The 14,484-nt window shown below is 44.7% G+C and carries 13 protein-coding genes; 4 read left to right on the top strand and 9 right to left on the bottom strand.

All coding sequences use genetic code 11. The annotated features are described in order from the left end of the window. Positions 1-6 precede the first annotated feature (6 nt). On the top strand, positions 7-1,131 hold the full coding sequence (hemW, locus tag CLV98_RS10865) for a radical SAM family heme chaperone HemW (protein WP_109674449.1): 1,125 nt from the start codon (positions 7-9) through the stop codon (positions 1,129-1,131). Positions 1,132-1,194: 63 nt separating this feature from the next. Here hemW and CLV98_RS10860 read toward each other — a convergent pair whose 3' ends face one another. Next, on the bottom strand, positions 1,195-1,617 hold the full coding sequence (locus CLV98_RS10860) for an OsmC family protein (protein WP_109674331.1): 423 nt from the start codon (positions 1,615-1,617) through the stop codon (positions 1,195-1,197). A gap of 258 nt (positions 1,618-1,875) precedes the next feature. On the opposite strand from CLV98_RS10860, the gene CLV98_RS10855 reads away from it, so the two are divergent. Both CLV98_RS10855 and CLV98_RS10850 read left to right on the top strand, forming a co-directional pair. Beyond that, entirely contained in the window at positions 1,876-2,433 is a 558-nt protein-coding gene (locus tag CLV98_RS10855; RefSeq protein ID WP_109674330.1) for a hypothetical protein, read from the top strand. 110 nt (positions 2,434-2,543) lie between these two features. Beyond that, entirely contained in the window at positions 2,544-3,176 is a 633-nt protein-coding gene (locus CLV98_RS10850) for a DUF1684 domain-containing protein (RefSeq protein ID WP_229203312.1), read from the top strand. A 24-nt stretch (positions 3,177-3,200) separates the two neighbouring features. On the opposite strand, the gene CLV98_RS10845 is transcribed toward CLV98_RS10850, so the two are convergent. From CLV98_RS10845 to rpoN, 6 genes are all read right to left on the bottom strand, one after another. Continuing rightward, on the bottom strand, positions 3,201-3,794 hold the full coding sequence (locus CLV98_RS10845; protein ID WP_109674447.1) for a 2OG-Fe(II) oxygenase: 594 nt from the start codon (positions 3,792-3,794) through the stop codon (positions 3,201-3,203). A 166-nt stretch (positions 3,795-3,960) separates the two neighbouring features. Further along, positions 3,961-4,884, bottom strand: coding sequence for a mechanosensitive ion channel family protein (locus CLV98_RS10840; protein ID WP_109674329.1), 924 nt, complete (start codon positions 4,882-4,884; stop codon positions 3,961-3,963). 135 nt (positions 4,885-5,019) lie between these two features. Continuing rightward, the gene (locus CLV98_RS10835; RefSeq protein WP_109674328.1) at positions 5,020-6,444 is read right to left on the bottom strand and encodes a hybrid sensor histidine kinase/response regulator; all 1,425 of its coding nucleotides are present in this window, start codon (positions 6,442-6,444) and stop codon (positions 5,020-5,022) included. Between the two features lie 101 nt (positions 6,445-6,545). Then, complete coding sequence (locus CLV98_RS10830) at positions 6,546-8,021, bottom strand: sensor histidine kinase (RefSeq protein WP_109674327.1); 1,476 nt, start codon at positions 8,019-8,021, stop codon at positions 6,546-6,548. Positions 8,022-8,073: 52 nt separating this feature from the next. After that, on the bottom strand, positions 8,074-9,549 hold the full coding sequence (locus CLV98_RS10825) for a sigma-54-dependent transcriptional regulator (protein WP_109674326.1): 1,476 nt from the start codon (positions 9,547-9,549) through the stop codon (positions 8,074-8,076). 27 nt (positions 9,550-9,576) lie between these two features. Continuing rightward, entirely contained in the window at positions 9,577-11,013 is a 1,437-nt protein-coding gene (gene rpoN / locus CLV98_RS10820) for an RNA polymerase factor sigma-54 (protein WP_109674325.1), read from the bottom strand. A gap of 711 nt (positions 11,014-11,724) precedes the next feature. On the opposite strand from rpoN, the gene CLV98_RS10815 reads away from it, so the two are divergent. Further along, positions 11,725-12,156 carry a response regulator gene (locus CLV98_RS10815; RefSeq protein ID WP_109674324.1) on the top strand — a complete coding sequence of 144 codons (432 nt, stop codon included), beginning with the start codon at positions 11,725-11,727 and terminating at the stop codon, positions 12,154-12,156. 77 nt (positions 12,157-12,233) lie between these two features. On the opposite strand, the gene pgl is transcribed toward CLV98_RS10815, so the two are convergent. Beyond that, positions 12,234-12,965, bottom strand: coding sequence for a 6-phosphogluconolactonase (gene pgl / locus CLV98_RS10810; protein ID WP_109674323.1), 732 nt, complete (start codon positions 12,963-12,965; stop codon positions 12,234-12,236). Continuing rightward, complete coding sequence (gene zwf / locus CLV98_RS10805; RefSeq protein WP_109674322.1) at positions 12,966-14,477, bottom strand: glucose-6-phosphate dehydrogenase; 1,512 nt, start codon at positions 14,475-14,477, stop codon at positions 12,966-12,968. Positions 14,478-14,484: the final 7 nt, after the last annotated feature.

Below are 14,484 nucleotides of genomic sequence, written 5' to 3'. Positions count from 1 at the left end.
TATTCCATGCATATCTACATCCATATTCCTTTTTGCAGACAGGCCTGCTACTATTGTGACTTTCATTTCAGCACCAATCAGCAGTCGAAGCATGATATGGTTAAAGCCATCATCAAGGAATTAAGGCTACAGAAGCACTATCTACCGGCTACGCCAATTGAAACCATTTACTTTGGCGGGGGCACCCCTTCCCTGCTCAGTGCCAGCGAAATAACAGAAATCCTGGATGCGATAAAGGAAAACTTTAACCTAAGAGAAAATCCTGAAATCACCCTGGAGGCCAATCCCGACGACCTTACTCCAACCAAATTATCGGAGCTAGCCACCACCGGCATCAATCGCCTTAGCATAGGTATTCAGTCCTTCTTCGACCCCCACCTGAAGTCCCTCAATAGGGCACACAATTCATCTGAGGCCCTCAGTAGCGTTCGATTGGCCCAGCAACTGGGCCTTACCAATATTTCTGTAGACTTAATATATGCCATCCCACACCCTAGCCACGAGGTGCTGTACCAGGACCTACAGCAGGTTATTGGACTGGGTATTCCTCATATTTCGGCCTATTGCCTGACGATTGAGCCGAAAACTACTTTTGGCAATTGGTTAAAGAATAAAAAAATGAGTCCGATCGATGAAAGCTATGCCGCAGAGCAGTTCGAGATATTGGTTCACGAGCTTGACCAGCAGCATTACCAACAATACGAAATTTCGAACTTCGCTACCAAAGGGCATTATAGTAAGCATAATACGGCCTACTGGAAAGCGGAGCCATATTTGGGCGTAGGGCCCAGTGCCCATTCTTTCAATGGCCTGTCCCGTAGCTTCAATGTAGCCCATAATACCAAATTCCTACACGCCATACAAAACGGAGAGATACCAGCAACCACCGAAATCCTGTCCTCGGCCGACAAAACAAACGAATACCTGCTTACAGGCTTAAGAACCATGTGGGGAGTGCGTTACGACCGGCTTATGCAGCTATCTCAAGGACAATTTATGCAAGAAAGAGAAGGTAAACTCGCCCAGCTTTTAAAGGAGAACCTGGTGGAAGAAAAGGAATTGGGGATAGTAATAACGCAAAAGGGCAAATTATTTGCCGACAGAATCGCCTCTGAATTATTTATAGATTAAACAAGTAAGGGGCCGACACCCCATGTATCGACCCCTCCTCAAATGCCTACCGTCTGAAGCTTATTAGGCTAGTAGCTCGGCCGACAGGGATATTTCGGCATTTAGGACGGCTGAAATAGGACATTCTTTTTTGGCCTTTTCAGCTATTTCTGAGAATTGTTCCTGCGAAATCCCCGGCACCTTCGCTTTAAGGTCGATATGGCTTTTGGTGATTTGGCCCAAGGATGGATCTAACGTCACTGTTGCGGTAGCATCGAGTTCATCGGCAGTAAAACCCGCTCCATTCAGCTCAAAGCTCAGCTTCATAGCAAAGCAGCCAGCGTGAGCCGCTGCGATCAATTCCTCAGGGTTGGTACCCTTTCCATCGGCAAATCGGGTGTTGAATGAATATTGTGTCTTGTCTAGAACGGTACTCTGGGTGCTCAGTACGCCAGTACCTTCCTTTCCTGTTCCGTTCCAAATGGCAGTCGCTTTCCGGTTGATCATAGGTCTAATCGTTTGAATTATGGTTTGATTGATCTCTCTAAACAAAGATAAAAGCTTGGGAGATATACCCAAGGTTAATTTTTTACAATTTCTATGCCCAATCCTAAACCCCAATGTATAAATTTGTCGAAACAGGATGGAATAAAGACATTGGTATCATTTTTTGTTAACGGACGTTAAGCAAATTAAACAAATGAGACGCAAGACCGTCCAACCTGCGTTATTGAAAGGATTTTCTCACCATTATTCACTACAGTCATGAACAAAAAACTTATCCCATTGCTCGTTATAATTGCCGCAATCTTTCAAGCCTGCTCGGGAACTCAGGGACCAATTGGTCCGCAAGGACCTCAGGGAGAACCCGGCGACGCTTATTTAGGCCAGGCATTTGATTTAACAGGAGTGAACTTTAATGCCAATGAAAACTATACCTATGGCATTCGCTATGCCGACGCCCAGATCAACGTTCTAGAATCAGATGCCTTGTTGATCTATATCCGCTGGGATGACGTTGAAGTCGATGGCCAGATGCTTCCTACTTGGAGACTGTTGCCTCAAACCGAATTCGTAGACAACGGCACCTTGGTGTATAATTTCGATCGTACCAAGGTCGACTTTTCTATTTTCCTCTCGGCCAACTTCAATCTTAATACCCTATCTAGTGTATGGACCCAAAACCAGACCTTCAGGGTAGTAGCCATACCTGCCGACTTCGCTTTGCGAACTTCAGAAGCTTTGGACTACTCCGACTATGAGGCCGTAAAAGAAAGGCTTCAATTGGATGAAAGTAAAATCCCTACGGTAACGGCGCTCTAATTCTGAAGTAGCCTATCGCTGATTTCATAGCAAAAAACTGCTGATTCGACTCTGAACCCGTAGTTTTTTGCTTTGAAGAGTAAATTACAACTGGCCCAAACCCCATAAGAATGACCGCTAAACTCCTTTCCTATAAGAAAATCCCGGGATTGATCCTCATCATTGCACTTTTTGTTTCTGCCGCTGCGATGGGACAAGACTTCCAGAAGCAGATTGAGACCCACCGGCAGGCCTATCTGAAAGCCTTTCTTACCGACTCAAACTCCCCGCTCAGGAAAAGAGATTTAAAAAAAATACATTTCTTCGAACCCGACAGTACCTTCCGGGTAGAGGCGACTTTTTACCCTAGCGAACTAGCCACCCCTTTGTCCATACCCACAACGGCCGGTACCACAAAGGATTACATTCCTTATGGAAGGCTAGAATTTGAGCTTCAAGGACAAACCTATAACCTCACCGTCTACCAAAGCTTAGCCTTAATACGTAAGCCGAAACTAGGCGGATACTTATTTCTGCCGTTCAAAGATGCAACTAATGGAGGCCTGTCTTATGGAGGTGGTAGGTACCTAGACCTAGAAAAGGAGGATATTAAGGATAACCGTTTTGTGCTCGATTTCAACAAGGCATATAATCCCTATTGCGCGTATCAGTCGGGCTATAGCTGCCCCATTCCGCCAAAGGAAAACCATATGTCGGTAGCTATATTGGCTGGCGAACAAAATTATGGCAAAGCCCACCGCTAGTTCAGCGGCGGGTGGGTCACGGGCTTAGTGGGTTTTAAGCCAGCCTGTGATACTCATGCGCGGTTGATGACTTAGTAACACTTCATGCTCTAGCTCGCAACTTCTAAAAAAAACGCACTTCCCATTGGTAGGGGTTATGAGTTGCTCAGTATGAGGATGATACACACAAAGTTCGCCACCGTCGCCCGGTTGCCAACTCTCGTTGAGGTAGGTTATCATCGAAAATGCCCTGGTATTATTATCCTTAAACTGATCGAGGTGTCTTTTATAAAATGCCCCTGGCTGATACAGCGCATAATGGAATTCGTATCCAACGATACCGGTATAGCAGGTCCTGTTGAGAAACTCGATGTAGGTGTCCACCAAATCCAGAAAAGCATTCTCATCTTGATTTTGATGGCTCCTGTCGAGCCAATATATCTTGTCTCTCCGGCGCTTTTTATCTTCAACTAACTTGGCATTATTACCTACCCCGGCATCCCGGAGGCGGTTTTCCTCCTGCAAATTCAGTAGGTTGTTCTTCATTCTCAACGCCAAGTCAGGGTCAAGAAAGGATTCCACGATGCCGACTCTTTCTTCCAGAAAACTGTCGACTAAACGTTCAAATTTCGACTGCAATAAATCAACGAATAACCATCTGGCGACCTGCCAAATATGACGCAAGTTATGCTTTATTTCAATTGAAATTTCATCCGGAATCCGCTTTATTTTCAACCTGGTTTTCAGCCATCGTCACCGATGTTCCAAATATAAAATTGCGCGTTGGGAACCCACCATAAATCTACTAGTCGGCTAGTTTCGAGAATCCTATAGGCATTTCCGAAAGCTTGGTTCCTCCTTTAATACCAAAATCCAGCGTACGGATAGGGAAAGGAATCATAATACCGTGTAGATCATAGGCTTCCTTAATGCGTATGATGGCCTCCGACCCTACGTGCAAATAGACCATTTGCTCGGGAGAACGCACCCAAAGTCGAAGGGCAAAATTAATGGAACTATCTCCAAACTCTTCATAGAAAAAAGTATTATCAGTAGGCGTCATCAACCCCTCAATATCTTTTACGGCCTCCAGGGTTATTTCTTTAACACGACGCAGATCTTCCCCATAGGAAACCCCTATACGAATGTCCATTCGCCGCTTACCCAGCAGGGAATAGTTCTCAATAGGGTTTTGTAAAACTTCTTTGTTGGGTATTATTACCATTTGCCCTTGAAATGTTTTGACGATGGTGTCCCTCAAGTTCACATCTTCAACCCTACCCATGTACCCCCCTATTTTAACGATATCACCGATGACGAGGGGACGCCGGAAGGAAATAAAAACACCTGAAATAAAGTTGGCTGCTACATCTTGAAAGGCGAAAGCCAGTGCCAAACCTACAATACCAGCCCCTGCCAATACGGAGGTTACGGCCTTGTCCAGGTTAAGTACACTTAGGACCGTAAAGAGGGTAACGCCTATAAAGAAAACCTGCACCATAGACGAAAAAAGGCCTGCTAAGGAGCGATTCGGGGATATCCTTCGAAATAGAGATTCGGTCATTTTTTTTAGCCATTTAGCGACTAAAAAACCTAAAACCAAAATTATAGCTGACAAGAACAGATTAGGCATCATTTTGACTAATCCATTGAACCAAGTGTTAATCTTTTTTTCAACTAAATCAATAGCCGATTGTAAATCTAAGATAGAAAGGAATAGTTTGTTCATAATAAGTGTAAGTATAAAAGGTATTCAGCTACCAAAGCTTGGAAGCATCAAAGTGACCTATGGGCCCCAAGAAGGCATTTGCACATCTGGCATTCAAAGCAAATAATATAAACAAATTATCTTAAATTTATCTCATTAGGCATCGAAACTAATTACAAAAGTAGTACCAACTCCTAGCTTGGAGCGGACATCTAACCGTCCCCGATGCGCATGAACGATATTCATGGTGGTAGCCAAGCCTATTCCCATTCCATTTTTTTTCTTGGTAAAATATGGCTCGAATATTTTGTCTAAATTCTCTTCATCGATCCCCGAGCCATTATCAGTGAATAACACTTGAATGCTCCCATTTTGATAGCTAGTCTGAATTTTGAGTAATCCTTTTCCTTCTTCCATGGCTTCTACTGCATTGGTAATCAAATTAAGGAAAGCCATTTGTAACGAGATCTTATCGACGGGAAGGATTATATCACGCTTATGGAAGTTGTTTTCAATGGAGATTCGCTTGAGTGTCATGCGGTCGTGAGCGGCAGAGAGGGCTTCTTCCAATATTTGATGTACCGAATGAGGCTCCAAATTGATATCCATCATGTTGCTAGGCTGCAACAACTGGCTGATCAGGTCATTGATACGCGTACAATTGCGCTTGATGATCTGAGTATAAAATTTCTGGTCTTCGTCTTCCAATTCCATTTCGAGCTGCTCGGCCGATAGGTTTACATTGGTGAGCGGATTACGCACCTCATGGGCAAGCATTCGCACCAGTCGACCCGTTAGCGCCATTTTTTCGACAAACAGCTTCTCCCTTTCCATCTGCTTACGGGCGGTAAGGTCATGTAGCCGGCCTTGTATATAAGGTTGACTACCATTTGCCTCCAAAGAGGCAGAAAACAGGCAGATTTTTTTTTCGGTCTCGCTGTCTGCATGCAGTACTACTTCCCTATCTTCTACAAATCCATGAGGGATTTGCGTCCAGATGTCCTCAAATTGCTCATCGGCAATCAGATCTCGAATATTTTTGGTACGTAGTATATCCCCCTTCATGCCCGTTAGGGTGGACGCTGCCGGATTACAGTCCGTAATATTCCCTTGCAGATCCGTTAAGAAGAGGAAATCATTGGATTCTTCAAAAATCCTACGGTAGCGTCGTTCGCTGAGTCGAAGTGCTGAGAGTACCGCAGTACGTTCTAAGGCATAGCGGATACATCTCTCTAATTTTTCAGCATCCAGTTCGCTTTTTACCAAAAAATCGGCAGCACCGAGCCGCAGTGCTTCCACGGCCACCTGGGTATCACCCCGCCCGGTGAGCAAAATGATGGGTTGCTCGCAACCAATTAATTGGGCATGGTTGATCAGATCGATACCCGTATATTCGCCCAATAGATAGTCGAATAGATAGATATCATAAGCCGTTTCGTCCAGATGTTTCTCGGCTTGCTGGTAGGTTTCACACCAGGTAATATTAAATTCCCAATGTTTTAGGGCCTTCAGATATTCGCTCGTCAGATAGTAATCATCTTCGTCGTCGTCGACCAAGAGTATATTTATGATTGGGGCCATGCTGTAATGGGGTACTTAAAACAATGAATTAATCCACTTCGGTGCACTATAGAATATGTAGGAACCAGCACGCACCTGATCCACCACTTGGGTGAATAGACTTAGGCTTGTCGGTTTGGTAATATCACCTCGAAGGTCGCTCCTTGGTTGGGCACCCCCTGGGCCGAAATCGTCCCATGATGTCTCTCCACCACTTTCTTACAAACCGATAGCCCTATTCCGGATCCTTCAAATTCAGAACGGCCTCTTAGCCGTTTAAAAATCGTAAATATTTTTTCTGCATGATTATTGTCAAAGCCTATACCATTATCTTCCACCACAATTTTGTAGTAAGTGATTCCCTTCAATAATTTCCCCTCACTACTACCCAATTCAGGCAGCTTGGAGCAAGCTATCTTAATGTGGACAGGTACCTCGGTCTTAGAAAACTTTAAACCATTATTAATCAGATTAATAAATAGTTGGGACATCTGTGTGGGAATTGCCTCAATAGTCGGTAAGGGTTCTATCTCAACCTTGGCATTTTTCTCTTGGATCAAAAGTTCCAAATCGTTCAGGGTGTGCTTAACGATTTCGTTCAGGTCGGTACTTTGATAGGCATCGGCAGCACTAGATACGCGCGAGAATTCCAACAAATTATTGATCATTTGTTGCATTCGCCTGGTGGCGTTCAATATTCTGTCCAGATAGAAAATCTTTTCTCTGTCACTTTCCTCTTGCGATGAAGCACTGAGCCGTTCTCCAAAGGACACGATTTTCCTGAGGGGCTCCTGCAAATCGTGAGAGGCCACATAAGCAAACTGCTCCAAGTCCGCATTGGAATGGTTAAGATCGGCCACCTTCCGCTCGAGTTCACCCTGGATCTCCCTTAAAGTTGAAACATTGAAAATGGTCGCCGTGGACACCCGGTTTCCGGTATGCTCATCGGTATTGGTATACCCTTTCAGATAGAGGTACCGCTCCTGCCCATCCACCCCCAACACCCTAAACTCTAACATATAGTCGGCATCATAACTGGGTAGCGCTACTAATAGGCGCTCTACTATGTCTCTATCGTCGGGATGGATATGACTCATAAAAAACGAACGATCTGCCGGTAAAAAGTCGGATTGATAACCTAGCAATTGATAAAGGCCATCGCTCCAGACCATCTGATCCGTTTCAAAATCCCACAACCAGCCTCCAAACTGCATGGTTTCCTCTGCCAAAGACCATACTCCTTTCCAGGCACTATCCGCCAGCTTTGACTGCGGGGTTACCTCGATTTTTTTAATCCACACCACGAGTCTGCCTCCTATTAACTCGGGCTTGGAGAGCCCTCCTCTGAGTCCTGATGACGGGAAGTCAAAGGTAAAGAGTTCGTCCGTGGTCCATTCCCGTTCTAAGTAGGATGGTGGGCATAGTAGCTTAGCCGACAAGCCTTTTAAGGATTCTATCCCCCAAATCCGCTCTGCGGCTTTGTTGGCATACACACATTCCCATGCCAAGGCATCGGCCGACTTTTGAAACACCACCAACCCTTGATTGGCCACGTCGATCGTCTCAAGCAATAATATGGGGTCAAAAGTATCGTTCAAATCGTTCCTAATTTATGCATTAAAAATAATGGACTGTCCTATCCAATCTTGATCAGATATCGAACTGTTTCATTTTATTGTACAAGGTCTTTCTATCAATATTGAGTAAACGGGCTGCCTTACTTTTATTGAAATTTACGTCTCGTAACACTTGCATAATCATATCATATTCGGCCTCACTAGCCACCGTTTTTAGGCTTGGCTTGGAGTCCGCTGCATCCACTCCATAGTCATCTTGTGGTAGTGTTTCGGTGGTAGCAGTGCTGGAGGATATGGATACCACATCGTCCTCTAAAACCTGTATTTTCTTAAAGTTTACAATTTCGAAGGGAAGGCTTTTTTCTTCTATCAACTCCCCGTCCGACAACAACGTAGCTCTCTTGATAACGTTTCGTAATTCGCGAAGGTTACCTGGCCAGGTATAGTTCATAAAGTCCTGAATGACCTCCTTGGAGAACCCTTGGATATTTTTATCGAGCTCCTTGTTAGTAGCCTTTAGGAAACCCTCCGCAAATAGGATCAAATCGTCCTTGCGATTTCGTAGGGCTGGAACCTCAATCGTGAATTCGTTGAACCGATAGTATAGGTCTTCCCTAAACTTACCATTTCGGGCGGCATCGAGCAGGCGTTCGTTACTGGCCACGATAATACGAACATCGAGATCTATCTCTTTTGACCCTCCTATTCTCCTCATTTTTCTTTCTTGCACCACGCGTAGCAAGGCAACCTGAATGTCGTAAGATAGATTGGATACCTCATCCAAAAATAGCGTTCCGCCATTGGCCAACTCGAAATGCCCTACTTTGGTTTGAAGTGCCCCTGTAAAGGCCCCTTTTTCATGACCAAAGAGCTCACTGCCTGCCAGGTCCTTAGAAATAGCCCCACAGTCCATAGCCACGAAAGGCATATCTTTTCGTTTCGATCGGTTATGGATTTCGTGAGCAATGGCTTCTTTACCCGAGCCACTTTCCCCATAAATAATAACGCTAAAGTTGGTGGGCGCCACCAGATCGACCTGTTTGAAAAGGTTATCGGAAACGGCACTCTCACCCATGATATAGCCAGGCTTAGTCCGGGCCGACATTTTACGGGTAGTCCTACCCGACGGCTTATTGGTAGGAGAAGGTTCCGACGGCTCATCTGTAAACTCTTGCTGGTGGCTTTGGCCTACATCTTCTAAGGCTTTGTTGACGGTCACGAGTATCTCATCGGGAAACAAGGGTTTAGTGATATAATCGTAGGCCCCTAGTTTCATTACATTGACTGCGATTTTGATATCGGAGTAGCCAGTAATGACCAAAACCGGCATTCGAGGGTTCTTACTTTTGATGCTTGTCAATAGCTCGGTACCCGTAATGTCGCCAAGTCGAAAATCGGTCATGACCAGGTCCGGTGATACTTTTTCAATTAAGGCCAAGCCATCCTTACCGTTATGTGCCGTTTCGACCAAAAAATTATTTTTGGACAGAAACCGCTTCAATAAGAAACAAATATCTGGTTCGTCATCTACTACAACTATTTTTTTCATAAATGTTAAGTAAAGTATATGGTATGGTTAAATGGTAACCCTCAAACGGGCCGTTGGTATATTGAGCTGTTCCCTATATTTGGCCACGGTTCTACGGGCCACGGAATAGCTCTTTTCTGCTAGCATGTCTGTTATCTGCTGGTCGTTATAGGGATGACGTTTATCTTCTGTTTCCACTATCTCGCGAATCGCCTCCTGAATCTCTCTATTCGAAACTTCCGTTCCGTCTTCATTAGTAACCCCTTCGGTAAACAAATCCTTGAGTAAAACGATGCCAAATGGCGTCTGAACATACTTATTAGTGGTCACTCGGGACACAGTCGATATGTCCATATTTATGATTTCGGCCACATCTTTAAGAATCATAGGTCTTAATTTCTTAACGTCACCTGTCTGGAAATACTCGAACTGTAGCTTGACTATGGCCTTCAAGGTACTTAGCATCGTATTTTCTCGCTGCTTTATGGCATCAATAAACCATTTGGCCGAGTTCATTTTATTCTTAATAAACTGGTTGGTGGCTTTGTCACGTTGCTCAGCAGGCATTTCAGTAAAGACCTTATTCAGTCTTAACGCTGGACTGTTGCCCCAGGTAAGTTGTACCTCTATCTCGTCATTATCGCCATACCAAAGCATAAAATCGGGCTTGATACTCTCATTCACCAAAGAATCGTTCCTTAGTCCAGAGGCCGGTTTGGGATTGAGGGTCGTAATGACGTGCAGGGCTTGTTTGAGGGTATCTTCATCGATGGAATGCACTCTCATTATTTTATCATAATTCCTAGACCCAAGTTCATCAAAAGTGTCTTTTAGAATTTGATAGGCATACTTCCAAGCCTCATCATGATTCTCAATTCTCGATAGCTGAAGCAGGAGGCATTCGCGTAAGTCGCTAGCGGCTATTCCGGCAGGGTCGAGCTGCTGAATCACCTTCAGCATCGACTCCACTTCTTCGGTATCGATAAACATACTATTGGCGAATGATATATCGTCGGCGATCACATCGCAGCCTCGTCGCAAGAAGCCATCCTCATCGAGGGAGTCTAGTAAAAAGTCGGCAATGAGCTGTTGACGATCGTCGAGTTTAAGGAAATGGACCTGCTGCTTCAGGTCATCTCTGAAAGAAATATACTCCACCATAGGCCTGGTATAGAGCTCATTATCTGCCGATTGGTTGTTGGCATACGTTTTATAGTCTGGTATATCATCGTCCCGGAACTCATCCCAATCGTAATAATCCTGCACGGAAACTTCTTCGCCACCGGTGGCTTCTATCTCGAAGTCGTCGGTGGGCTCTTCTTTGGTATTCTCTTCCTTACCCTCTTCCAGAATTGGGTTTTCTTCTATTTCTTCCTTAATTCTCTGCTCCAGCTCCATGGTAGTGAGGTGTAGCAAATTCAACATTTGAATTTGAAGCGGGGAGTACTTTAGCGTTTGTTTTTGCGTCTGTGTCTGTCTTTGCATAAAACAATTATAAAATTTTGTATTAATCTATTTTAATGCTGCCCATTTGGCTTACCTGATCCGCAAGGCTGTCGTCCTCGCCTATTACTGGGCTTTATCTTCTCTAAATTTACAACACTTTGCTTTATCAACTTAATCATGCCCCATATAAATATCCTAAAGTGGGAAAAATTATCTACAGCGTGCGCAGTTTGTTGCCTTCTCTAAAATGCTCCATTTTACCCAACCATTCTTTCCTAGTTATATCATTTAAGACAGGATCATGATCGGTCGTGCTGGGCCTTAACCCCATATATCTGTCTAACAGACAGGCAGTGTACTGGGATGGAACTATATAAAATCGACAACCACCAATGCTCTGCCATTTTTACAAAATAATGTACTAATATCGATTGCCCAGTACAAGCGCTTAGAAGGAACTCTATGACCTAACGTGGCTTTTCGATATTATTAGCGTATATAACAAAATACTTGCCACCCGTCCGGCACCCGCTTCCGAAGGTCAACCTGTCAGGCCCTGTCCTACTCACTCCACTTCTTCGAAATCGAATCGATTTAACGGCTTGATGCCACATAAGGGTACCTTGCGAATCGGTACAAGTACAAAGATGAGTTACAACAGAAATCCCGAAAAGCATTAAAAATGCATATATTTGTTGGCGACAAAGCCGCAGGACACCTTCATTTATTAACAGTTTAGTAAATCACCATATGAACGAGAGGCAGATTTTAATGGCAGATGACGATGCCGACGATCGATTTTTAGTCCAGGCTGCCTTAGAAGACATTCAAATAAAAAATCCGCTGGTTTTTTTTGAAGATGGTGAAAACCTTTTAGAGTATTTGCTAGAAATAGAGCCTGACCAATACCCTGCCCTTTTACTTCTAGATCTTAATATGCCTAAAAGGGACGGCAGAGAGGTATTAAAACTACTTAGGACCAAAAAAGTCTGGGATGATATCCCGATCATCATTTTCAGCACTTCCAACGCTCCCGACGATATCTATTCGGCCTATGAGTTTGGTGCTAATTCCTATTTGGTCAAACCGTCGAGTTTCGAAGGACTGAAGAGTATGTTGCGTGCCATATGCAAATTTTGGCTTGCGGTACATTGCCAAGATGAATCTTCAAAAAATGCCTAGCTGAGATTTCTAGTACTAAAAAAGCAGCCAAATTTGATGTTTGACTGCTTTTTATATTTCCCTAAAATGAATTTCCCCTATGCTTTAGAAAGTAAGCTAGAAGCATTTTTATCAATAAACCACAGCAAGTTTCCACGCTCCGGGTTAATAATCTGTGAGGGATATTGGGTCCTGTTAGGCGGCCCTTCTAGCACTTCCTTTAACGCTGGAGCTTTACCCGCTCCCGCCAGGGCGAAGGCCACGGTAGCCGCTCGATTGACGATAGGGGCCGTCAAGGTGATCCTTACCATCTGTTGAGGCTCCAAAAAATAGCTATCCACCCATTTATCTTTTTCCTCTATGACCTCGGTACCAGGAAAAAGCGACAAGGTATGGCCGTCCTCTCCCATACCCAGAAGTACCAAGTCGAAAGTAGGCCCAGTTTCTTTAAAATAGCCTTTTAATACTTGGGTATAATCGGCAACGGCCTCTGCGGGAGATAGCTCCGTTTGCATGCGATGCACCTGGTCGGGCCTTACAGGAACTAGGCTTAATAGTTCGTCGAACGCCATTTTTGCATTATTGCGCTCGTCGTTATACGGAACGAACCGTTCGTCTCCCCAAAAGAAATGAATTTTTTCCCAAGGAATGCTATTTTTATAAGGCTCGTTGGCCAATATTCTAAAAAGTTGTTTTGGCGTGCTGCCACCCGACAAAACAAAGGTATAAATTGGTTTTTGAGCCAGAACGTTTTTAATATCCTGGTCTATAAAAATAGCCAAAGCTTCGTTAAGGCTTGCAGTATCTTCAAATGTTTTAATATGCTTCATTTAGGCATTGTTTTGTACGGTATTGATCCAGCTATGCCCATCGCGAGCCAAAAGGGCATCGGCGTCGTCGGGCCCCCAGCTATCGGGAGCATAATTTGGAAAATCCTGAGGCTTGCGACCTTCCCAAGTTTCTAGGATAGGCATTATTACTTTCCAGGCCGACTCTACCTGATCGGCTCTCATAAACAAGGTGGCATCCCCCTCCATCACGTCCAACAATAAGGTTTCATAGGCCTCTGGTGCATGCTCGCCTCCAGATTCCTCATACCCAAACTTCATGTCGACCGGATCCAGGTTCATACTCTGGCCGGGTCGCTTTACCTGAAAGCGTATGCTGATATCCATATTGGGTTGAATGCTGATCGTCAACCTATTGGACCTCCAGCTATCGGCCGACTCGGACGGAAAGGCATAATGGGGAGCTGGCTTGAATTGGATGGTAATATGGGTATCCTTTTGGTTCAGATACTTCCCTGTCCGCACATAGAACGGGACCCCTTGCCATCTCCAGTTGTCGATATAGAACTTGGCGGCGGCAAATGTCTCAGTGGAAGATTGCGGGTTGACGCCATTTTCTTGACGATAGCCTACTACCTCGTTCCCCTTTTTCCAGCCAGGCCCATATTGTCCTCGTACGGCAAAGTCGTGGACCTCGTGGTGTTGGATTCGGCGAATGGCATTGAGCACATCCACTTTTTTATTTCTTATTTCGTTGGCTTCAAAGGATACGGGCGCTTCCATAGCCACCATACAGAGGATCTGCAAGATATGATTCTGAACCATATCCCGGAGTGCCCCCGAATGCTCAAAGTATCCTCCACGCCCCTCCAAACCTACACTTTCGGCTGCAGTGATCTGAACATGGTCGATGTAGTTACGATTCCACACCGGCTCAAAAAGTGCATTGGCAAAGCGCAGTGCTAGGATATTCTGAACGGTTTCCTTACCTAAATAATGATCGATCCGGAATATCTGTTCCTCGGCAAACATACCGGTTAGCAAGGCATTCAGCTCATGCGCACTCGCCAAGTCATGCCCGAAGGGCTTCTCCACGACGATGCGAGTACTGCTGGTGTCGGAGCAGATTTTGAGGGCTCCTAACTTGGAGGCGATAGATGGCACCAACTGAGGAGCGACGGCCAGATAAAAAATCACATTCGGATGGATTCCCCATTCTAGTTCTTTCTCTTTGACCATATCGGTGATCAGATGGTAGGCTTTTTCGTCGTCGCCGTCCATTTGTAAATAGCTCACATGCTCCTTGAAGTCTTTCCAGTGGCCATTTTGTTTTCCCTTTCGTCTCGAAAATTTAGTAATACCTTCCAAAAGGTGCTCTCTATAGGCGTCATTGGAATAAGGGCTACGACCTATCCCCGCAATGGCGAAGTGATCGGGCATCCAGTCATCCAAGAATAAGTTATAAAGCGCAGGAGTAAGTTTTCGATAATTAAGATCGCCACTACCTCCAAAAATAAACACGATGGACGGGCCTGGGCGTTTGTTGGTTTGCATAGTCATT

This window comes from Dyadobacter jejuensis (assembly GCF_003149085.1).
Lineage (GTDB): Bacteria > Bacteroidota > Bacteroidia > Cytophagales > Spirosomataceae > Dyadobacter > Dyadobacter jejuensis.
The sequence above is the reverse complement of the archived record's forward strand: the minus strand, read 5'-3'. Positions and strand labels throughout refer to the sequence as shown.